The sequence below is a fragment of the Streptomyces sp. NPDC002994 genome, assembly GCF_040611155.1.
Taxonomy (GTDB): Bacteria; Actinomycetota; Actinomycetes; order Streptomycetales; family Streptomycetaceae; genus Streptomyces.
Window position 1 is genome coordinate 63,460 of sequence record NZ_JBEXNQ010000010.1, and the last position, 19,720, is coordinate 83,179.

A 19,720-nucleotide genomic window follows, 5' to 3' on the forward strand; every position below is an offset into this window, starting at 1 on the left:
CGCTGATGACCACGAAGGCGTACATCGTCGGTGTCGGGATGACGAAGTTCGAGAAGCCCGAGAGCCGTGACGACTGGCAGTACTGGGACATGGCGAAGGAGGCCGGGACGAAGGCGCTGGCGGACGCGGGGATTGCGTACGGGAAGGTCCAGCAGGTCCCCGTCGGCTACTGCTTCCAGGCTTCGACGGCCGGCCAGCGGGCGGCGTACGAACTCGGCCTGACCGGCGTCCCCGTCTACAACGTGAACAACAACTGCGCGACGGGCTCCACGGCGCTGATGATGGCTCGGCAGTTCATCGAGGGCGGCATCAGCGACTGTGTGCTGGCGCTGGGCTTCGAAAAGATGAAGCGGGGGGCGCTGGGCGGGGGCTCGGACGCTGGGGACTTCGCCACTTCCCCCGTCGCGCGCCACTACGGCGTCATGGCGGCAGCCCACGGCTTCGAGATGACCCCGCCCACCGCGCAGATCTTCGGCAACGCGGCGCGCGAGCACATGGAGCGGTACGGCACGACCGAGGCGCAGCTCGCCGCGGTCGCCGCCAAGAACCACAGGCATTCGGCGGACAACCCCAACGCCCAGTTCCAGGACGTATGGACGGTCGACGAGATCCTCGCCGCGAAGACCATCCACCGGCCGCTCACGAAGCTCCAGTGCTCCCCGACCTCCGATGGCGCGGCGGCTGCCGTGGTCGTCTCCGAGCGCTTCCTCGTCCAGTACGGCCTGCACGCCAAGTCCGTCGAGATCGTCGCCCAGGCGATGACGACGGACACGGAGGAATCCTTCGCCTCCGGTTCCTGTATCGACGTCGTCGGCAAGCCGATGTCGCGGGCGGCGGCGCGGCAGGTGTACGAGAGGTCCGGCCTCGGCATCGAGGACGTCGACGTCGTCGAGCTGCACGACTGCTTCTCCGTCAACGAGCTGCTGACGTACGAGGCGCTGGGCATGTGCGGGGAAGGCGAGTCCGGGAAGCTGGTGGAGAGCGGGGCGACGACGTACGGCGGCCGATGGGTGGTGAACCCCTCCGGCGGGCTCATCTCCAAGGGCCACCCACTGGGCGCGACCGGCCTGGCGCAGGCGGCGGAACTGACGTGGCAGTTGAGGGGCGAGGCGAAGGCGCGACAGGTGGCGGGAGCGCGGGTCGGCCTGGCGCACAACATCGGGCTCGGCGGCGCGGCGGTGGTGACGATGCTGCGGGCGGTTTGACGGGGGGCTCTGGGGCGCTGCCTCATATCCCGCAGCCGCGCGCGGCAAATCCAGTCCGTCCGGCGTTTGAGGACACGCCCGGAGGACACGCCCGGAGGGCGTCCCGGGGGCTGGGGGCTTGCCCTCAGTTTCGGGAAGGGGCGGGGTGGGGAACAAGCCCGCCGCAGGCGCCGCGCCCGCGCCGAGACGCGGATGTACGGGGCGCACCGATGCTGCGAGCATGACGCCCATGGTCGAAGCTCACTCCGAAACCCGAATACCCCCCGCCCGCAAGGCATCCCGCACCTGGGTGGTCGTACTGGCCGCCTGCGCGGGCCAGTTCCTCGTTGTTCTCGACGTGTCGGTCGTGAACGTCGCGCTGCCGTCGATGCGCGCCGACCTCGGGCTGAGCGCGATCGGTCTGCAATGGGTGGTCAACGCCTACTCGATCGCCTTCGCCGGATTCATGCTCCTCGGTGGCCGCGCGGCGGACCTCTTCGGCCGAAAGCGGACCTTCCTGACCGGACTCGGCCTCTTCACCGCCGCCTCCCTGGCCGGCGGGCTCGCCCAGGAGGACTGGCATCTGCTGGCCGCTCGCGCGGCGCAGGGCCTCGGCGCGGCCGTACTGGCGCCCGCGACGCTCACCATCCTCACCTCCGCCGTCCCCGAAGGCTCCGCCAGAACGCGGGCCATCGGAACGTGGTCGGCGGTCGGCGCGGGCGGTGGCGCCGCGGGCGGGCTCGTCGGCGGTCTGCTGACGGACGCGCTGTCCTGGCGCTGGGTGCTGCTGATCAATGTGCCGGTCGGCGCGCTGGTCCTCGCGGGCGCGGCCCTGTGGCTCGTCGAGAGCCACGCCAGGGACGGGCGGCGGCTCGACCTCCCCGGCGCACTGCTGGTCACCGCCGGGCTCGCGACTCTCGCGTACGGGATTGTGCAGACCGAGGCGGAAGGCTGGGCGGCGGCGGCCACCCTGGTGCCGCTGGCGGCTGGACTCCTGCTCCTCGGCGCCTTCGTGGCGGTGGAGGCGCGGACCAAGGCGCCGCTGATGCCGCTGAAGTTCTTCCGGGTGCGGGCGGTCTCGGCGGCGAACGCGGCGATGTTCGTGAACGGCTCCGCGATGTTCTGCATGTGGTTCTTCATGACGCTGTACGCCCAGAACGTCCTGGGCTACACCCCGCTCGGAGCCGGGCTCGCCCTCGTCCCCAGCTCCCTGAGCATCGTCATCGGATCCAAGCTGGCCCCGCGCTTCATGGCCAGGTTCGGTGCGCGCCGGGTCGCGATCAGCGGCGCCCTGGTGGCGGCCGGCGGCATGGCGTGGCAGTCCACGCTGAGCGCCGATGGGACGTACCTCACGGCCATCCTCGGCCCGGGCATCGTGATGATGGCCGGCGCGGGCCTCGCGTCGACCCCGCTGGCCTCGCTCGCGACATCGAGCGGCGAACCGGGCGACGCCGGGCTCCTGTCGGGCGTCATCAACACCTCGCGCACGATGGGCGGCGCACTGGGTCTCGCGGTGCTGTCCACGGTCGCGGCGTCCAGGACGGGTGGCGAGCTGAGCGCGGAGGCCCTGACGGCCGGGTACGCCCTGGCGTTCCGGGTGGGGGCCGGGGCGCTGCTGGCGGGTGTGGTCCTGATGCTGGTCTGGCTGCCGCGCCACCGTGAGAAGCAGCTCTAGGGCCTGCCCTGGCATAGTCGACGCATGGTCCCCGTGTCCGAACAAGCCGACGGATTGCCGCTGACCGCCGAGGAGTACGAGGCCGTGCGCGCGGCTCTCGTCTCTACGGGGGTCGACCGCTGGGCCGACGGTCGGCACCGCACACTCAACTCTCTGTTCGCTCAGTGGACCGCACTGGTGGAAGAGGTGGAAGCCGGCTATTCATGGTGCGCGCCAGAGCTGGTCAACGACATCTGGTGCCGTGGTGAGCTGGCCGAGGTCTGGCCCCTTCTGCCCCCGCGTGTCAGGTCCGTCCGACAACCGGAGCTCGACGCACTCGATGGGCGGTTCCGCTCGGCCACCATTGCCTGGCCCGGCCGAACCGAGGAGCGGGGCGTGTGGTGGAAGTGGCGCATTCCCCGACTTCTGGAAGCCGAGGCCGGAGACCGGTGCGAACGAGGCTGGCCCTTGGGCTGGGACATGATGCCGTTTCCCAAGCCGGTCGCCGTGAAGGTCTCCGTTTGACCTGGCGAGGCAGCGAAAGTCAGAGCCAGCCCTGCTGCCTCGCCGCGCGTACCGCCTCCATGCGGTTGCGGGTGCCGGTCTTGCCGATCGCCGATGACAGGTAGTTCCGTACGGTCGACTCCGACAGGTGCAGCTTCCCCGCGATGTCGGCGACGGTCGCCCCGTCCACCGCCGCGTTCAGTACGTCGCACTCGCGCGCGGTGAGCGGGCTGGGCCCGGAGCTGAGGGCGGCCGCCGCGAGCGCCGGGTCGATGACGGTCTCGCCGGTCAGCACACGGCGGATCGTCGCGGCCAGTTCCTCCACCGGGCCGTCCTTGACCAGGAAACCGGCCGCTCCGGCCTCCATCGCGCGCCGCAGATAACCCGGCCGGCCGAAGGTGGTCAGGATCACCACCCGGCAGTCCGGTGCCTGGTCACGCAGCAGCGCCGCCGCGTCCAGCCCGCTCAGCCCCGGAAGTTCGATGTCCAGGAGCGCCACGTCGGGGCGGGAGACGAGGGCGGCGTCCACGATCTCGTCGCCCGCCGCCACCTGGGCGACCACGTCGATGTCCGCCTCCAGGCCGAGCAGCAGGGCGAGGGCGCCGCGCATCATGCCCTGGTCCTCGGCGAGGAGGACTCTGATCATGGGCTGGGCTCCAGTTCGAGGTCGGTACCGGCAGGCAGTTCGGCGCTCACCAGGAAGCCGCCGCGAGACGTTCGGCGAGGCCCTTGAGGCCCGCGCCGCCGATGGAGACAACGGGCTGGTCGGAGCTTACGCCCCGGCCGATGTCGGGCCGATGGTCCGCTGAGCGGTGCGTGTCGGGATGGTGCGTTTGTGAGTCCGGGGGCCCGCCCTGGACGAGCGGTCAGCGAATCTGACGCATCGTCAGCGAGCTGTCTTCACAACTGTCGGGGGGTGCGTTATACATAGGCCCCATCGGCCTAGAACGCGTTCTAGAACTGGCGGTCCGCGGCCGGTCCCGCTACGACCTCGGTGCGACCGACGGTGCGGACGGCCGCACCGAGGTCTTCCATCCATCAAGGAGCAGCATCCCCATGCCCATCGATGCCGCAAAGGCCGTCGCAGCCGAACCCCGCAGCGCCGAGATCGCCTGGGACCACAAGGACGTCCAGCTCTACCACCTCGGCCTCGGCGCCGGCACGCCCGCCACCGACCCCGACGAGCTGCGCTACACCCTCGAATCCCGGCTGCACGTCCTGCCCAGCTTCGCCACCGTCGCCGGCGCCGGCATGGCCGTCGTCGGTGGGCTGTCCGCGCCGGGCATCGACGTGGACCTCGCGCATGTCCTGCACGGCGGCCAGCGCATCGAGCTGCACCGCCCGATCCCCGTCAAGGGCAAGGCAGTGCAGACCTCCAAGGTCCAGGCGGTGTACGACAAGGGCAAGGCGGCGGTGATCGTGCTGCGCTCCGAGACCGCCGACGACGACGGACCGCTGTGGACCAGCGACACCCAGATCTTCGTACGCGGCGAAGGCGGCTTCGGCGGCGAGCGCGGCCCCTCCGCGCGCACCGAGCAGCCCACCGGCGCGCCGGACGCGGAAGTCGAGCGGCATGTGCGCGAGGACCAGGCGCTGCTCTACCGCCTCTCCGGCGACTGGAATCCGCTGCACGCCGACCCCGAATTCGCGAAGCTCGCCGGTTTCGACCGGCCGATCCTGCACGGCCTGTGCTCGTACGGCATGACGCTCAAGGCCGTCGTCGACACCGTGCTCGGCGGCGACGTCGCGCGCGTGAGCTCGTACAGCACCCGTTTCGCCGGGGTCGTCTTCCCCGGCGAGACCCTGCGCCTGCGGATGTGGAAGTCGCCGGGGCGCGTCCAGGTGTCGGTCACGGCCGTCGAGAGGGACGACGCGCCGGTACTGGCCGACACCACCGTCGTACACACGTGACCCGAACTCCGTGAAGGGAGCCGTACCGTGCGCGCAGCCGTACTGCACGAGATAGGGCAGGACAAGCTGGAAGTCCTCGACGACGTCGAGGCGGTGGGCTTCGGGCCCGGCAAGGTCAAGCTCCGCGTCCGGGCCACCGGACTGTGCCACTCCGACATCTCCGCGATGAGCGGCGTACTGCCCCAGCCCGCCCCCTTCATCCCGGGGCACGAGGGCGCGGGCGAGGTCATCGACGTCGGGGACGGCGTCACGGGACTCAGCCAGGGGGACCGGGTTCTGGTCAGCTGGCTGCCCGCGTGCGGCGTCTGCCCGTCCTGCAAACGCGGGCAGGCCCACCTGTGCCTCGCCGGGCTCATGAACGCCGGCACGCCCAACTTCAAGCGCCCCGGCGGTGACGTCTTCGGCTTCGCCGGGACCGGCACCTTCACGGAGGAGGTCGTGGTGGACGCGGGCTGCGCCGTACCGATCCCCGACGACCTGCCGTACGAGATCGCCGCGCTCATCGGCTGCGGAGTGACGACGGGGCTCGGGGCGGCCATCAACACGGCGCAGGTGGAGGCCGGTTCGTCGGTCGCCGTCATCGGGTGTGGTGGCGTCGGGATTTCGGCGGTCCAGGGCGCGCGCGTGCAGGGCGCGGCGCAGATCATCGCCGTCGACCCGGTCGCGTCGCGGCGGGAGGCGGCGCTGCGCTTCGGCGCGACGGAGGCCGTGTCGCCGGACGAGCTCGCCGACGCCAAGCAGCGCGTCACGGCGGGGGAGGGCTTCGACTACGTCTTCGAGGTCGTCGGCAAGTCCGCCACGGCCCGGACGGCGTACGAGACGACGCGGCGCGGCGGCACGCTGTGCGTCGTCGGCGCGGGGGCCATGGACGACTTCCTCCAGGTCAACATGTTCGAGCTGTTCTTCGACGAGAAGCGGATACTGCCGTCGATGTACGGGGGCGGAGACGTGCTCCGTTCGTACGAGCGGGCCATCGCGCTGTGGCGCGCGGGCCGGATTGATCTGGCCGGCCTGATCACCCACCGGGTGCGGCTGGACGGGATCAACGACGCGCTGGACCAGATGCGTACGGGCGAGGCCCTGCGCACGTGCATCGAGATCTGAGGGGGTGGTTCGATGTCTTCGATGTCACGGCCCCTCGACGGCCTGTCCGCGATCGTCACGGGCGCGGGGCGCGGCCTCGGCCGCGCGGAGGCCCTGGAACTGGCCCGGCTCGGCGCGAGCGTCGTCGTCAACGACTACGGGCAGCCGGGGCGAGACGGCTCGGGCGAGGCGTCGGCGGCCCCGGCCGAGGAGGTGGCCGCGGAGATCCGGGCGGCGGGCGGGCGGGCCGTGTCCCACCTCGGCGACGTATCGGACCATGAAGAGGCGGGCGCGCTGGTTCAGTTGGCCGTCGATGCGTACGGAAAGCTGGACATCCTGGTCAACAACGCGGGGATTCTCCGCGACCGGATGGTCTTCTCGATGACCGAGGACGAGTGGGACTCCGTCATCCGCGTCCACCTCAAGGGCCACTTCAACACCACGCACTTCGCGGCGGCGCACTGGCGCGCACGGTCCAAGGCGGCGGGCGCCGCTCCGGTCTACGGGCGGATCGTCAACACCTCGTCGGAGGCGTACCTGGCGGGGTCGGCCGGGCAGCCGAACTACGCGGCGGCGAAGGGCGGGATCGTCGGGCTGACGACGTCTACGGCGCTGGCACTGGGGAAGTACGGCGTTACGGCGAACGCGATCTGTCCGCGTGCGCGGACGCGGATGACGCAGGACGTGTTCGCGGGGTTCGCGGAGCCGGCGGGGGATGAGCTGGACGCGCTGGCTCCGGAGCATGTGTCGCCGCTGGTCGGTTATCTCGCGTCGCCGGCCGCGGGGAGGATCAACGGGCAGTTGCTCGTCGTGCACGGGGGCATGGTCGCGGTCATGGAACGGCCGAAGGTGGCGGCCAAGTTCGATACGGCGAAGGAGGTCTTCTCGTACGAGGAGCTGGCGGAGCGGTTGTCGCCGCACTTCGAGGGCCGGCCGGCGAACGAGACGTTCGCGGCGGCGGAGGTGCTGGGGCTGAAGCGGGGGTGACGTGGGGTTGCCAGCGGCGCTGTTCCCTACCCGCCCCTTCCCGAAACTGGGGGCGCCCCCCAGCCCCCAGCCCCCAGTCAACGCGGACGCCCTGCGGGCGTGTCCTCAAACGCGGGAGCCCCTCCGGCGTTTGAGGAGCGGGGTCTGGGGCAGCGCCCCAGTTCGGGTAGGCCCCTACGACCGGCGGTGGCGGCCGTGCGCCGGAGTGTTGGAATCCTCCTTCGCGGCCGCACCCCCGCGGTGCCTACCGGAGTGGTGGCCGGCGTCGTCCCGTTGGGCGGCCGAAGGCTGCGGCCGCGTGTGGGTCGTGTCGGTTCGGACTTCAGACATGTTGGGAGATCCCCTGGAATCGCTGCGATCACTTTCAGTGGTGCAAGGCCCGCCCCGCCGTCACCGTCGGCGTTCAGCCGCAACGACTGCGTAGCCCCGGACCGAGTTAATCACGTGCCCCGCGCCCGGTGAGGGGCGCCTGCTGGAGCGGTACGGGCTTGCACACCACAGGAGTGTCCGGAGCCCGGAATGGTTCCCCACCTGCGGATTCCACTTGTGGGGGTTCAGTGATCACCACGTCTTCCGGGGCATCGACGCGTGCCACCCCGCACGGCACCGCCCCCGTCACGTACGGCAGTTGCAGCACCGCGTCCCGCGTCCACAGCCCCGCCCCCGCCAACCACCCCGCCGGCGCCGCGAGGTGATGCAGCCTCCGCCCGGCGGGCCGCCACACCCCGACCCAGCTCCTCCCCGCCACCCCGTCCACCCGCAGCGCCACCGCGCAGCTCTCCGGCGTCAGTACCTGCCCCGGCTGCACCGCGAACGGCGTCACCGCGCAGTCGGCCGGAGCCAGGCACTCCGGGAAACGCACCGGCAGCATGCTCCCCAGCACACCCCACCCCAGCCGGTCGCGCCCCGGCGCGTCCGACCGGATCAGCAACAGCCCGCTGTCCGGATCCGCGAGCAGCAGCCGGTCGTTGCTGCCCTCCGTGATCTGCAACAGCGGCGTCACCTCCCCGCCCCGCTCCAGGTCGACCGCCACCGCCTTCGTCACCCCGTCGGCCTCCCGGTCCAGGGCGAGCATCCGTCCCGTACGGTCGAGCCATACGCCGCCGGAGCAGCGCCCCGCGACCTCGGCGACGTACTCAGGCCCGAAGGCGCCGCCCGCCACCTGCCATACGGTGGTGGACAGTTCGCCCACGGACAGGGCGTACGCACGTGAGCCGTCCGGGGCCGGCGGCAGCAGCTCCAGCCGCTCGCACTCGACCGCGCCCACCGGCAGCTCCCCGGTCCGCGGCCCGTTCCGCGGCCCCGTCGGATACAGCAGCGAGAAGCAGTGCCGGCCCCCGCCGCTGCCGAAGGCGTGCGAGGCGCCTCCCTCCCGCCGGTGGATCAGCACCCGGCCGTCCGTCATCGGCAGCAGTCCGGTGTCCGGCTCCTCGGGCTGGTCGGCCGGCAGTGGCACGGCGTAGGGCTCGGGTCCGTCGAGCGTCCAGCGCTCGGGGAACCGCGCGTCTCCCTCACCCGCGAGCCGCGCCGCGTAGGAACCGTCAGCGGCGATTGTGAACGCCGCCTCGCGCACCGCGTCGCCGTCGGCCGCGGTCTCGATGGCACAGGCCGTCATCAGGCCATCACCTCCGGCGACCGAAGCTAGTTTTCGCACTTCCTGCCGAACAACACGAGACCGCGCACTTCACACATAAGGGTGGCCATCACCTGATTCGGCTGAGATGGCGGAGGCGGGTGTGCTGGGCGGTACACCCGTGGCGATAAAGTAAGGCGAACCTAACCAACCCGCAGGAGTGCTTGATGTCCGTACGACGCCGCGGTGCCGCCGCAGTCTCCCTCGCCGTGGCCGCGGCCCTCGCCCTCACCGCCTGCGGGAGCGGCGACGCCGGCACCAAGAGCCAGGAGAAGACCGGCAGCGGCGACAAGAAGGCCGTCGCGCAGGGCGGCGAGGACTTCGGCGACGCCGCCGCCAAGACCGCCGCGTACGGCACGGACGCCAAGGCCGGCCAGTTCCCGCGTACCCTCACGCACGCCATGGGCAAGACCGAGCTCAAGGCCGCGCCCCAGCGCGTCGTCGTCCTCGACGTAGGCGAGCTCGACAACGTCGTCTCGCTCGGCGTCAAGCCCGTCGGCTACGCACCCGCCGAGGGCGACGAGGGTATTCCCGGGTACCTGAAGAAGGACGCCGGAGCGCCAAAGAGCGTAGGCACCATCAACAGCCTCAACCTCGAGGCGATCGCGGCCCTCAAGCCCGACCTGATCCTCGGCAGCCAGCTGCGCGCCGCCGACAAGTACAAGGAACTCTCGGCGATCGCGCCGACCATCTTCTCCATCCGCCCGGGCTTCACGTGGAAGGAGAACTACCTCCTCAACGCCGCCGCCCTCGACAAGAGCGCCGACGCGAAGACCAAGCTCGCCGCGTACGAGAAGAAGGCGGAGCAGCTCGGCACGGACATCGGCGAAAGCGGCAAGAAGCCCACCGTCTCGATGGTCCGCTACCTCCCCGGCAAGATCCGCCTGTACGCGAAGGCCTCCTTCATCGGCACCATCCTTGAAGACGCCGGCCTGCCGCGACCGGCGAACCAGCAGATCAACGACCTCGCCGCCGAGATCAGCCCCGAGAAGATCGACGAGGCCGACGGCGACTGGATCTTCACCGGCGTCTACGGCGACCCCAAGGCCACCAGCCAGGACAAGGCCGAGGACAACGCCCTCTGGAAGAAGCTCGGCGCCGTGAAGAAGGGGCAGGCCAAGGACGTACCGGACGAGACCTGGTACCTCGGCCTCGGCGTCACCGCCGCCGACGAGGTCCTCGACGACCTGCGCGGGTACCTGGTCAAGTAGGGCTCCGGCCGAGTAGCGGTCCCGGTCGAAGGAGGCCGCGTACGCCATGGCCGGCGGGGCACGCAGCGCAGGTAACCTGTCTGCGTGCCCCGTCTGTCTGAAGTCATCGCCGCACTCGACGCCCTCTGGCCCCCCGAGCGGGCCGAAAGCTGGGACGCGGTCGGTACGGTCTGCGGTGAACCCGACGCCGAAGTGAGGCGGGTCCTGTTCGCCGTCGACCCCGTCCAGGAGACCGTCGACGAAGCCGTGAAGCTCGGCGCGAACCTCCTCGTCACCCACCACCCGCTCTACCTGCGCGGTACGACGACGGTCGCGGCGACCACCTTCAAGGGCCGCGCGGTGCACACCCTCATCAAGAACGACATCGCGCTGCACGTCGCCCACACCAACGCCGACAGCGCCGACCCCGGCGTCTCCGACGCCCTCGCCGGAGCGCTGGACCTGCGGGTCACCGGGCCCTTGGTCCCCGACCCCACCGACCCCTCCGGCCGCCGCGGCCTCGGCCGCGTCTGCGAGCTCGACCCCCCGGCCACCCTCGGCCACTTCGCCGCCCGCGTCGCCGCCCGGCTGCCCGCCACCGCGCAGGGCATCCGCGTCGCCGGCGACCCCGACGCCCTCATCAGCCGGGTCGCCGTCAGCGGTGGCTCCGGCGACAGCCTCTTCGCCGACGTACGGGCAGCAGGAGTCGACGCCTTCGTTACGGCCGACCTGCGCCACCACCCGGCCTCCGAGGCCCGCGAACACACTCCCCTCGCGCTGATCGACGCCGCGCACTGGGCCACCGAATGGCCCTGGTGCGAGCAGGCCGCCGCACAGCTCGACGAGATTTCCGACCGTCACGGATGGGACCTGCGCGTCCACGTCTCGAAGACGGTCACCGACCCCTGGACCACCCACCACTCTTCTGGAGCCCCCAACTGAACGCCGCGCCCGCCGACCAGATCCGTCTCCTTGACGTCCAGGCCCTCGACCTCCGCCTCTCCCAGCTCGCCCACCGGCGCGACTCCCTCCCGGAGCACGCCGAGATCGAAACGCTCACCAAGGACCTGGCGCAGCTGCGCGACCTGCTGGTCGCCGCCCAGACCGAGGAGAGCGACACCACCCGCGAGCAGACCAAGGCCGAGCAGGACGTCGACCAGGTCCGCCAGCGCGCCGCGCGCGACCAGCAGCGCCTCGACTCCGGCGCTGTTTCCTCCCCCAAGGACCTGGAGAACCTCCAGCGCGAGATCGTCTCGCTCGCCAAGCGCCAGGGTGACCTGGAGGACGTCGTCCTCGAAGTCATGGAGCGCCGCGAGTCCATCCAGGAGCGCGTCGCCGAGCTGACCGAGCGCGTCTCCTCCGTCCAGGCCAAGCTCGACGACGCGACCGCGCGCCGCGACGCCGCGACGCAGCAGATCGACGGCGAGGTCGTCACGGCCACCAAGCAGCGCGAGGTCGCCTCCGCCACCATCCCCGCCGACCTGCTGAAGCTGTACGAGAAGATCCGCGTCCAGTCCGGTGGCGTCGGCGCCGCCAGGCTCTTCCAGCGCCGCTGCGAGGGCTGCCAGCTGGAGCTCAACATCACCGAGGTCAACGAGGTGCGGGCCGCCGCCCCCGACACGGTGCTGCGGTGCGAGAACTGCCGCCGCATCCTTGTCCGTACGTCCGAGTCCGGCCTGTAGTCATGGGACGCAGCCTCCTCATCGAGGCCGACGGCGGCTCCCGGGGCAACCCGGGGCCCGCCGGCTACGGCGCGGTCGTCCTCGACCCTCAGACGGGGGAGACGCTGGCCGAAGCCGCCGAGTACATCGGCGTCGCCACGAACAACGTCGCCGAGTACAAGGGCCTGATCGCCGGCCTGCGCGCGGCGCACGCGCTCGCGCCCGACGCGTCGGTCCACGTCCGTATGGACTCCAAGCTCGTCGTCGAGCAGATGTCCGGCCGCTGGAAGATCAAGCACCCGGACATGAAGCCGCTGGCGGCCGAGGCCGCGACGGTCTTCCCGCGCGTCCGGGTCACCTACGAGTGGATCCCCCGGGAGAAGAACAAGCACGCCGACCGGCTCGCCAACGAGGCGATGGACGCGGGCAAGAAGGGCAAGAAGTGGGAGCCGTCGGCTTCCACGGCCGACTTGGATTCCCGCGCCTCGGCCCCGCCGCGTGTGGTGGGCGACGCGGTCGCGGGCGCGGCGAAGGCGCGGGCTGCGCTGGGGCGCGGCGCGGCGGTGGCCGAGCCGCTGACTCTGCCGGAGGCCTCGGAGTCCGAGCCTGCCCCTGCCGCCGCGACCGTGGGCTGGGGGGCCTCCGCCGACCTGGGTACGCCCGCCACCTTCGTGCTCCTGCGCCACGGCGAGACGGCGCTCACCCCTGAGAAGCGGTTCTCCGGGAGCGGTGGATCCGACCCCGAACTGTCGGCGGTCGGCCGCCGCCAGGCGGAGGCGGTCGCCGCTTCGCTGGCCGCGCGCGGCACCGTCCAGGAGATCGTCAGTTCGCCGTTGCGGCGCTGCCGCGAGACGGCGGACGTGGTGGCGGCGCGGCTCGGGCTCGACGTACGCGTCGAGGAGGGCCTGCGCGAGACGGACTTCGGCGCTTGGGAGGGACTGACGTTCGCCGAGGTCCGCGAGCGGTACCCCGACGACCTGAACGCCTGGCTGGCGTCCCCGAAGGCGGCGCCGACGGGCGGCGGCGAGAGCTTCGCGACGGTGGCGCGGCGGGTGTCGACGACGCGGGACAAGCTGATCGCCCGTTACGCGGGCCGCACGGTCCTGGTGGTCAGCCACGTGACGCCGGTCAAGACGCTGGTACGCCTGGCCCTGGGCGCCCCGCCGGAGTCCCTGTTCCGCATGGAACTGTCGGCGGCGTCGCTGTCGGCGGTGGCGTACTACGCGGACGGCAACGCGTCGCTGCGCCTGCTGAACGACACGTCGCACTTGCGCTGAGCTTGTTGTTGTAGTTCCGGGTGCCGGGCCCTACGGGAACGGCATTCGGGACTGCATGATTTAGGCGCGGAGCGGCGGTGCCTGAAAGCCTCCCCCGGCGTCCTGCCCACAAATCACGCTTTACGTCCCGAACACCGCTCCCTACGGTCCCGACCCCCTCCCGCCGTCGTTTGGCTGCGCTCACAGACCACGGGGACGCAGAGCGCGATTTCCAGCCCCGCCCAGGCAAAATCCAGCCCCGCCCAGCAAATCCAGCCTCGCCCGGCAAAATCCAGCCCCTCCGGCGTTTGAGGAGCGGGGTCTGGGGCGGAGCCCCAGTTGGCCACCCCTGGCAACTTCAGCCCGTCCGGCGTTTGAGGACACGCCCGTTGGGCGTTCGGGGTTTGGGGCGGAGCGCCGGCAGCACACGCGCCGTCACCTCGGCCCGTCCGGGGTTTGGGGAGTGGGGTGTGGGGCCGAGCCCCGGTTGCCCCCGGCGATTTCAGCCGGTCCGGCGTTTGAGGACACGCCCGTTGGGCGTTCGGGGTTTGGGGCGGAGCGCCGGCAGCACACCCGCCGTCACCTCAGCCCGTCCGGCGTTTGAGGACCGGGGTCTGGGGCAGCGCCCCACGCGGCGGAGCCGCCGCAGGCGCCCCTACCGCCGCAGCCCCGCCGCCTCCCTGGCCAGAGCTTCCACCCGCCCCCAGTCCTTCGCGGCCAGCGCATCCGCCGGAAGCATCCACGTACCACCCACGCACCCCACATTCCCCAGCGCCAGATACGACCGCGCCGAGGCAAGCGTGATGCCGCCCGTCGGGCAGAAGCGGGCCTGGGGGAGTGGGGCGCCCAGGGACTTCAGGTACGGCGTGCCACCCGCCGCCTCCGCCGGGAAGAACTTCATCTCCGTCACGCCCCGCTCCAGCAGCGCCACGACCTCCGAAGCCGTCGAAACCCCCGGCAGGAACGGCACCCCGGACGCCTTCATCGCGCCCAGCAGCGCATCCGTCCACCCCGGGCTCACCAAAAACCGCGCCCCGGCCGCGACAGCGTCGTCGACGCCCGCCGGGGAAATCACCGTGCCGGCTCCGACCACCGCGTCCGGCACCTCCGCCGCGATGGCCCGGATCGAGTCGAGCGCGGCGGGCGTCCGCAGCGTGACCTCGATCGCCGGCAGCCCGCCCGCGACCAGCGCCCGCGCGAGCGGCACCGCGTCGGCGGCGTCCTTGAGGACAACAACGGGGACGACGGGCGCGAGGTCGAGCAGGGAAGTCATGCCGACATCCTGCCGCCGAGACGCGTTGCACGCAACGAGCGTTGCGCACCATGCAACGGCGTTCAGTGAATCTGGCTCACCACCACGTCCAGCCCCCACGCCTTCCCCGCCTTGCCCGGCGCCGACGCCTCCACGACGTACCCGAGATCCCGCAGCACCGACACCAGCTCCGCCGGGTCGGCCGGCGCGGCTCCCGCCACCAGTAGGTCCCGTACGATCCGCCCCTTCGTCGCCTTGTTGAAGTGGCTGACCACGGACCGCTTCTCGACCCCCGCCGCGTCGATCTGCGAGTGCAGCACCCGCACCGTGGCCGTACGCCCCGCCACGTCCCCCTTCGGCTTCCAGGCCGCCGCGTACGCCGACGAACGCAGATCCAGGACCAGACCATCGCCCGCGGCCACCGGCATCGCGGCGGCCATCGGCTCGCGCCAGTACGCCCCCAGCGCGCCCAGCGCCGGCAGCTTCACGCCCATGGAGCACCGGTACGAGGGGATCCGGTCGCCGATGCCGACCGCGCCCCACAGCCCGGAGAACACCAGCAGCGACTCCCGGGCGCGCCCCCGCGCGGCCGCGTCCAGGGTGGCCAGACCCAGCGCGTCGTACAGCACGCCGGTGTAGATCTCCCCGGCCGGCCGCGCCCCGGCGGTCCGCAGCTCGACGTTCTTGGCGATCTCGCCGCGCAGGCCCTCGCTCAGCCCGAGGACGACCCGCGCCTTCTCCTCGTCGGCGGCGCACAGCTCCACCAGCTCGTCCAGCACCGCGGCCCGCGCCCCGGCCAGCTCCGGCAGGGAGAGGGACTCCGGCTTCAGGGGCGCGCCACAGCCGCTGGCGGCCTTTCCTTCGGACGGCGGCAAGAGCACGAGCACAGCGGAACTCCTTCGGAGCGGATACGTACACACGAAAACGCCAGGGTAAGCGGATCCCGCCATGCCGCCCGGCCCCACCCGGCCTACGCTCGGACCATGCCCCGCCGCCATATCCATGTGACCGGTGCACCGGAGGCTCCGCTCCGGGCCGCCCTGCGCGCGCTGCGGACCACGCTCGATGCGCCGGACGAGTTCCCGGCCGACGTCCTCGCGGAAGCGGAACAGGCCGCGAAGGCGCCCCGGCTGCCCGCGTACGACGCGACCGGCATCCCCCTGTTCACCATCGACCCGCCGGGCTCCGTCGACCTCGACCAGGCGATGCACCTGGCCCGCCGCGAGGGCGGCGGCTACCGCGTCCACTACGCGATCGCGGACGTGGCCGCCTTCGTCACACCGGGCGGTGCGATCGACGCCGAGGCACACCGCAGGGTGATGACCCTGTACTTCCCGGACGGAAAGGTTCCGCTGCACCCGCCGCAGCTCTCCGAGGGCGCCGCGAGCCTGCTGCCCGACCAGACGTGCCCCGCGCTCCTGTGGCGCATCGACCTCGACGCGCACGGCCTCACCGAGGCGGTCGACGTGCGCCGGGCGCTCGTACGCAGCCGGGCAAGGCTCGACTACTCCGGCGTCCAGCAGCAGATCGACGCGGGCACCGCCGAGGAGCCGGTGGCGCTGCTCCGCGACATCGGGCTGCTGCGGGAGAGGCTGGAGCGCGAGCGCGGCGGGATCTCGCTGAACGTGCCGGAGCAGGAGATCGTCGAGCACGGCGACTCGTACTTCCTCGGCTTCCGCGCCCCGCTGCCCGCCGACGGATGGAACGCCCAGATCTCCCTCCTCACCGGCATGGCCGCCGCCGACCTGATGACCGCCACCGGCACCGGCATCCTGCGCACCCTGCCCGCCGCCCCATTCGGCGAGGTGGCGCGCCTGCGCCGGTCGGCGAAGGCGCTGCGCATCGAGTGGCCGCATCACACGTCGTACGCCGAGATCGTCCGTTCCCTGGACCCGACGAAGGCCGCGCACGCCGCGTTCCTCCAGGAGTGCACGACGCTGCTGCGCGGCGCGGGCTACACCGTCTTCGCGAACGGCGAGGTGCCCGTCCCCGCCGTCCACGCGGCGGTCGCCGCCCCGTACACGCACTGCACGGCCCCGCTGCGCCGCCTCGTCGACCGCTACGCGGGCGAGCTGTGCGTCGCCGCCGTCGCGGGCGAGGAGTCGCCGCAGTGGGTACGGGAGGCACTGCCCGGCCTCCCGGCGGAGATGGCGCTGGGGACGCGGCGGGCGGCCGCCGTGGAGCGCGAGTGCGTCGACATCGTCGAGGCGGCGCTGCTCAAGGACCGGGTGGGCGAGCTGTTCAACGCCCGCGTGGTCGACGTGCAGGAGCGCGACCGGGCCGTCGGCGTCGTCCACCTGGAGGACGTGGCGGTCGTCGGCCGGGTGGAGGGCGGCGACGGGGACCTCCCGCTGGGCGAGCGGATCAGGGTACGGCTCACGCAGGCGGACCCGGGGTCGGCGAAGGTGGTGTTCGCCCCCGCGTGATACGACGGCGACCTCGGTGCAGCGGCGGTCAACGAGGCCGGCCTGGCGGGTAGCATGGTCGGCACGGCAGACGAGCCGGGCGGACGGCCGCGTGGGGATCTTCGGATCTCCCCGAGGAACGTCCGGGCTCCACAGGGCAAGGTGGTGGCTAACGGCCACCCGGGGTGACCCGCGGGACAGTGCCACAGAAAACAGACCGCCGGGGACCTCGGTCCTCGGTAAGGGTGAAACGGTGGTGTAAGAGACCACCAGCGCCTGAGGTGACTCAGGCGGCTAGGTAAACCCCACCTGGAGCAAGGTCAAGAGAGGTCGTCGCAAGACGGCCTTGCGCGGATGATCGAGGGCTGCCCGCCCGAGTCCGCGGGTAGACCGCACGAGGCCGGCGGCAACGCCGGTCCTAGATGGATGGCCGTCTCCCCGGCCGCCGCGAGGCGACCGGGCGACAGAACCCGGCGTACAGCCCGACTCGTCTGCCGCCCCGACTTCTCCCAGGTCACAAGCGCGGCCGCCGCCGCGGCCACGCGGCCTGCGCGAAGGGCTGGAGCCCCTAGTAACAGACGCGGAAACCATAGGCCCGAGCGTCGGCCCGTCGCTCGGCCAGCAGCTCTTCGCCGGCGACTTGGTCCAACTCCACTTGCGCCCGGTCGGTGTCCCCAGCCGCCCAGAGGTCCCGTACGCGTTTCATCGCCGCCGCGTCCGCGTACTGCTTCTCGATGAAGACGTCGGCCCTGCCGTCATCGCCGGGCGGAGGCGTCATGGCTTGCCACTCGTTCGCCATATCCGTGGCAAGACTCATGAGGGTGGTGAGGAGTTCCTGGCTCAGCACGAAGCCGGGAGTGGTGTGCTTGTCGGCCTGACGGGTCCACTTCTGACAAATGGCGTCAGCCGCTTTGACGTACTCCTCCTTCGTGGGCGAGCTCGGTATGGCTGATTCGGGCCGCGGCGAGGTTTCCCGTATGGGTGCTGCGGGCGGGGCCGCCGCCTGCTCTTTTACGTCGTTGCCGCTGTTTTGGTTGCCGCACACGGAGCCCGTGCAGTTATTGCAGCCGGTGACGAGCGAGAGCGTCACCAGGCCGGCGCTCAACCAGCCGGCCGCGGCGCGGACGCTCACCGCGCTCACCTGGTCGGCGACGGCGTCGGAACGACGACCTGGTTGTCCGTGTTGCTGTCGCCGCAGACGGCCCCCGCACAGGCGTTGCTGCTGCCACCCACGGTGTTGGCCACGGTGAAGATGCCGATGATTCCCAGAGCCACCACCCCGAGCACCATGATGAGTTTGATCCAGACTTGCCGCCGGTCCATGCCGCTCATGCCAACCATTGCGTCCCCCTGCTCGCGCCCGCTGGTTTCCGGCCATGGTGACACGGACCGCGTTCGGTCATCCCCGGATTCGGTGACAACGATCAGCCGTCGGCAATGCGACTCAGGATCTGTCCGTCAGGCGTTCGACGAGAGCCGGGATGCGTGTGTCGCCGCCTTTGTGGACGGCTTCCACGATTTAAGTCATTTCGCGCAGCGATATATGAGGGGCCTGCGTGAACAGAGGAGTGGAGTGTTCGACTGGTTTCGAACGAAAGAATCGATTCTGCCATTCCGGCCCGGTCGATCCTCCATTTTCTTTGGTCAGGCGGGCCGCGACTCCGCTACGTTGAACGGAGTGACCGGGATCACAAAGCGTTGTTGATCTGCTACGTTGGGTAGACCTAACGTGCGTGCTCCCAGGGGGGTGTCATGGGACCGAACTTCACCGCAGGTATGTTGAGCGTTCTCGATCCGACCGGCCGGGTGCTGCCGGCCCGGCCAAGCGTTCAGTCGGCGACAAGTCGGACTTTCGACGAGGGGGTCGAGGCGCTGATCGCCGCCCTCTCTGTCGTGGAAGCCGAAGAGGAAAAGGCGTCCGAAGGCGGCGCCAGGGGTATCAGTGACACGCATAGACCGCTCTCAAAGCTGCGTATCACGGCGGTAACCGGAAGTTTTCTCTGCGCCGTGTCAACGTTGGTGCTGTGCACGATCGCCATGGCCAGCGACACTGCCTGGCCCTTAATCGCCGTCAGTGCGATTTCGGCCAGCGCCACACTCGCGATTGCCCTGTTCTTCGCTGTCCTTCGGTGGACTCTGGCTCGACAGGCGCTCGCACTGAAGAACGCCCAGGCTATGCGCGCCGTTCTGCGTCAAATGGCAGAGTCCAAAGTCGCCGATTTGGAAACCAAGCAGCTTTTGCGCCTCAGTCAGGACAACCCCGAGTTGGCCAATGCCATTCTTGGGGAAATCATGACCGAATATACGGACGCGGAGCAATCTCCCGGCCGCCATTCGAGCCAGGGTGACGGGCGTGGAATTTCTGTAGAGCACCTGATGCAGGCAGCCAGTGTCAACCACGTGGTCGCTCGCACGCTGAGGCGACTGGCGTCCGACGTGAGCGAAGCTCGTACGTCTGACGTGAGCGAGGCGCGGTGATGCCTCACGCCGCAGAAGCCGACGCCGACAAGGTTGACGTCGATCGCCTGATCGACCTCACCAAACAACTTGAGGGCGTTAAACCGAAGAATCTGAAGCTGGCTTTCAAGGCCATCAACTACCCGGCCCGAGTAGCGTTCAGAAGCGCAATGATGAACACCGCCGTGGCTGTGCTCGGTATTTGTGTTTCCGGGTTGCTGGTCATCGGCTTCATCTGGCTGGGCTACCAGCTGGTCCTCAAAGGCCATCCGGGCTGGTGTGTCACCCTCTGCGGAATCCCGCTCACCTCCGTGACGTCCATCTTCGTCCTGAAGAAAACCATCGCAACCCAGGCGATGAACGGGTTCATGAACAGAACCGGCAGAACGATGAACGCCGAGGCTCAGGCTGCCCAAGTGCCCCCTCAGTCGGCGTCGCCCGCTCAGGATCCTGCCGCGGCGTCACCGGGCGGTCAGGGCGGCAGCGGAACACCCGCTCCCTGACGTCGATCAAGTACTGGCGTCGGCCGCCGGGCGCGCTGTC

Annotated in this window: 19 protein-coding genes and 1 other RNA gene; 14 read left to right on the forward strand and 6 right to left on the reverse strand. The window is 70.7% G+C overall.

From position 1 onward, the window contains the following. Window positions 1-5 precede the first annotated feature (5 nt). The 3 genes from ABZX79_RS15600 (at window position 6) to ABZX79_RS15610 (ending at window position 3,363) form a co-directional block, all read left to right on the forward strand. Window positions 6-1,205 (forward strand): lipid-transfer protein, encoded by a 1,200-nt coding sequence (locus tag ABZX79_RS15600; protein WP_355256657.1) that lies wholly within the window; start codon window positions 6-8, stop codon window positions 1,203-1,205. Between the two features lie 229 nt (window positions 1,206-1,434). Further along, complete coding sequence (locus ABZX79_RS15605) at window positions 1,435-2,859, forward strand: MFS transporter (RefSeq protein WP_355257092.1); 1,425 nt, start codon at window positions 1,435-1,437, stop codon at window positions 2,857-2,859. A 24-nt stretch (window positions 2,860-2,883) separates the two neighbouring features. Further along, entirely contained in the window at window positions 2,884-3,363 is a 480-nt protein-coding gene (locus tag ABZX79_RS15610; RefSeq protein WP_355256660.1) for a hypothetical protein, read from the forward strand. 19 nt (window positions 3,364-3,382) lie between these two features. Here ABZX79_RS15610 and ABZX79_RS15615 read toward each other — a convergent pair whose 3' ends face one another. Next, entirely contained in the window at window positions 3,383-3,988 is a 606-nt protein-coding gene (locus tag ABZX79_RS15615; protein WP_355256663.1) for a response regulator transcription factor, read from the reverse strand. A 410-nt stretch (window positions 3,989-4,398) separates the two neighbouring features. On the opposite strand from ABZX79_RS15615, the gene ABZX79_RS15620 reads away from it, so the two are divergent. From ABZX79_RS15620 to ABZX79_RS15630, 3 genes are read left to right on the forward strand one after another with little or no spacing between them, the layout of a single operon-like run. Then, window positions 4,399-5,253, forward strand: coding sequence for a MaoC/PaaZ C-terminal domain-containing protein (locus ABZX79_RS15620; protein ID WP_355256666.1), 855 nt, complete (start codon window positions 4,399-4,401; stop codon window positions 5,251-5,253). 27 nt (window positions 5,254-5,280) lie between these two features. Next, window positions 5,281-6,357: a Zn-dependent alcohol dehydrogenase gene (locus ABZX79_RS15625; RefSeq protein ID WP_355256669.1), complete on the forward strand. Its 1,077-nt coding sequence runs from the start codon at window positions 5,281-5,283 to the stop codon at window positions 6,355-6,357. A gap of 21 nt (window positions 6,358-6,378) precedes the next feature. Beyond that, window positions 6,379-7,323, forward strand: a complete 945-nt coding sequence (locus tag ABZX79_RS15630; RefSeq protein ID WP_355257095.1) for a 3-oxoacyl-ACP reductase — start codon at window positions 6,379-6,381, stop codon at window positions 7,321-7,323. A 436-nt stretch (window positions 7,324-7,759) separates the two neighbouring features. On the opposite strand, the gene ABZX79_RS15635 is transcribed toward ABZX79_RS15630, so the two are convergent. Then, a complete protein-coding gene (locus ABZX79_RS15635) occupies window positions 7,760-8,938 on the reverse strand; it encodes a hypothetical protein (protein ID WP_355256672.1) in 1,179 nt (392 codons plus the stop codon). Window positions 8,939-9,123: 185 nt separating this feature from the next. Between ABZX79_RS15635 and ABZX79_RS15640 the strand changes: the two genes are divergently transcribed. The 4 genes from ABZX79_RS15640 (at window position 9,124) to ABZX79_RS15655 (ending at window position 13,084) form a co-directional block, all read left to right on the forward strand. Next, a complete protein-coding gene (locus ABZX79_RS15640; RefSeq protein ID WP_355256675.1) occupies window positions 9,124-10,167 on the forward strand; it encodes an iron-siderophore ABC transporter substrate-binding protein in 1,044 nt (347 codons plus the stop codon). 84 nt (window positions 10,168-10,251) lie between these two features. Further along, entirely contained in the window at window positions 10,252-11,088 is an 837-nt protein-coding gene (locus ABZX79_RS15645; protein WP_355256678.1) for a Nif3-like dinuclear metal center hexameric protein, read from the forward strand. Continuing rightward, window positions 11,085-11,828: a C4-type zinc ribbon domain-containing protein gene (locus ABZX79_RS15650; RefSeq protein ID WP_355257098.1), complete on the forward strand. Its 744-nt coding sequence runs from the start codon at window positions 11,085-11,087 to the stop codon at window positions 11,826-11,828. Before ABZX79_RS15645 ends, ABZX79_RS15650 begins: the two co-directional genes overlap by 4 nt. A gap of 2 nt (window positions 11,829-11,830) precedes the next feature. Further along, a complete protein-coding gene (locus ABZX79_RS15655) occupies window positions 11,831-13,084 on the forward strand; it encodes a bifunctional RNase H/acid phosphatase (RefSeq protein ID WP_355256681.1) in 1,254 nt (417 codons plus the stop codon). Between the two features lie 634 nt (window positions 13,085-13,718). On the opposite strand, the gene eda is transcribed toward ABZX79_RS15655, so the two are convergent. Together eda and yaaA are read right to left on the reverse strand one after the other, a co-directional pair. Then, on the reverse strand, window positions 13,719-14,336 hold the full coding sequence (eda, locus tag ABZX79_RS15660; protein ID WP_355256684.1) for a bifunctional 4-hydroxy-2-oxoglutarate aldolase/2-dehydro-3-deoxy-phosphogluconate aldolase: 618 nt from the start codon (window positions 14,334-14,336) through the stop codon (window positions 13,719-13,721). A gap of 62 nt (window positions 14,337-14,398) precedes the next feature. Beyond that, window positions 14,399-15,202 (reverse strand): peroxide stress protein YaaA, encoded by an 804-nt coding sequence (gene yaaA / locus ABZX79_RS15665; protein WP_355256687.1) that lies wholly within the window; start codon window positions 15,200-15,202, stop codon window positions 14,399-14,401. Between the two features lie 96 nt (window positions 15,203-15,298). Between yaaA and ABZX79_RS15670 the strand changes: the two genes are divergently transcribed. After that, the gene (locus tag ABZX79_RS15670) at window positions 15,299-16,741 is read left to right on the forward strand and encodes an RNB domain-containing ribonuclease (RefSeq protein WP_355256690.1); all 1,443 of its coding nucleotides are present in this window, start codon (window positions 15,299-15,301) and stop codon (window positions 16,739-16,741) included. Between the two features lie 71 nt (window positions 16,742-16,812). Next, window positions 16,813-17,214: RNase P RNA component class A (gene rnpB / locus ABZX79_RS15675), an RNA gene on the forward strand. A 74-nt stretch (window positions 17,215-17,288) separates the two neighbouring features. On the opposite strand, the gene ABZX79_RS15680 is transcribed toward rnpB, so the two are convergent. Both ABZX79_RS15680 and ABZX79_RS15685 read right to left on the reverse strand, forming a co-directional pair. After that, window positions 17,289-17,852, reverse strand: a complete 564-nt coding sequence (locus ABZX79_RS15680) for a hypothetical protein (RefSeq protein WP_355256693.1) — start codon at window positions 17,850-17,852, stop codon at window positions 17,289-17,291. 5 nt (window positions 17,853-17,857) lie between these two features. Then, entirely contained in the window at window positions 17,858-18,052 is a 195-nt protein-coding gene (locus tag ABZX79_RS15685; protein ID WP_355256696.1) for a hypothetical protein, read from the reverse strand. 420 nt (window positions 18,053-18,472) lie between these two features. Here ABZX79_RS15685 and ABZX79_RS15690 point away from each other — a divergent pair, with 420 nt between their 5' ends. Together ABZX79_RS15690 and ABZX79_RS15695 are read left to right on the forward strand one after the other, a co-directional pair. Further along, window positions 18,473-19,198 carry a hypothetical protein gene (locus ABZX79_RS15690; protein ID WP_355256699.1) on the forward strand — a complete coding sequence of 242 codons (726 nt, stop codon included), beginning with the start codon at window positions 18,473-18,475 and terminating at the stop codon, window positions 19,196-19,198. Continuing rightward, window positions 19,198-19,680 (forward strand): hypothetical protein, encoded by a 483-nt coding sequence (locus ABZX79_RS15695; protein ID WP_355256701.1) that lies wholly within the window; start codon window positions 19,198-19,200, stop codon window positions 19,678-19,680. Before ABZX79_RS15690 ends, ABZX79_RS15695 begins: the two co-directional genes overlap by 1 nt. Window positions 19,681-19,720: the final 40 nt, after the last annotated feature.

Bases quoted from the DNA above. Each gene is read 5' to 3' on its own strand.
- ABZX79_RS15615 (WP_355256663.1), bottom strand. From the start codon at position 3,988: ATGATCAGAGTCCTCCTCGCCGAGGACCAGGGCATGATGCGCGGCGCC.
- ABZX79_RS15685 (WP_355256696.1), bottom strand. From the start codon at position 18,052: ATGAGCGGCATGGACCGGCGGCAAGTCTGGATCAAACTCATCATGGTG.
- eda (WP_355256684.1), bottom strand. From the start codon at position 14,336: ATGACTTCCCTGCTCGACCTCGCGCCCGTCGTCCCCGTTGTTGTCCTC.
- ABZX79_RS15640 (WP_355256675.1), top strand. From the start codon at position 9,124: ATGTCCGTACGACGCCGCGGTGCCGCCGCAGTCTCCCTCGCCGTGGCC.
- ABZX79_RS15690 (WP_355256699.1), top strand. From the start codon at position 18,473: ATGGGACCGAACTTCACCGCAGGTATGTTGAGCGTTCTCGATCCGACC.
- ABZX79_RS15610 (WP_355256660.1), top strand. From the start codon at position 2,884: ATGGTCCCCGTGTCCGAACAAGCCGACGGATTGCCGCTGACCGCCGAG.
- ABZX79_RS15620 (WP_355256666.1), top strand. From the start codon at position 4,399: ATGCCCATCGATGCCGCAAAGGCCGTCGCAGCCGAACCCCGCAGCGCC.
- ABZX79_RS15655 (WP_355256681.1), top strand. From the start codon at position 11,831: ATGGGACGCAGCCTCCTCATCGAGGCCGACGGCGGCTCCCGGGGCAAC.
- ABZX79_RS15670 (WP_355256690.1), top strand. From the start codon at position 15,299: ATGCCCCGCCGCCATATCCATGTGACCGGTGCACCGGAGGCTCCGCTC.
- ABZX79_RS15635 (WP_355256672.1), bottom strand. From the start codon at position 8,938: ATGACGGCCTGTGCCATCGAGACCGCGGCCGACGGCGACGCGGTGCGC.
- ABZX79_RS15600 (WP_355256657.1), top strand. From the start codon at position 6: ATGACCACGAAGGCGTACATCGTCGGTGTCGGGATGACGAAGTTCGAG.
- ABZX79_RS15605 (WP_355257092.1), top strand. From the start codon at position 1,435: ATGGTCGAAGCTCACTCCGAAACCCGAATACCCCCCGCCCGCAAGGCA.
- ABZX79_RS15630 (WP_355257095.1), top strand. From the start codon at position 6,379: ATGTCACGGCCCCTCGACGGCCTGTCCGCGATCGTCACGGGCGCGGGG.
- ABZX79_RS15695 (WP_355256701.1), top strand. From the start codon at position 19,198: ATGCCTCACGCCGCAGAAGCCGACGCCGACAAGGTTGACGTCGATCGC.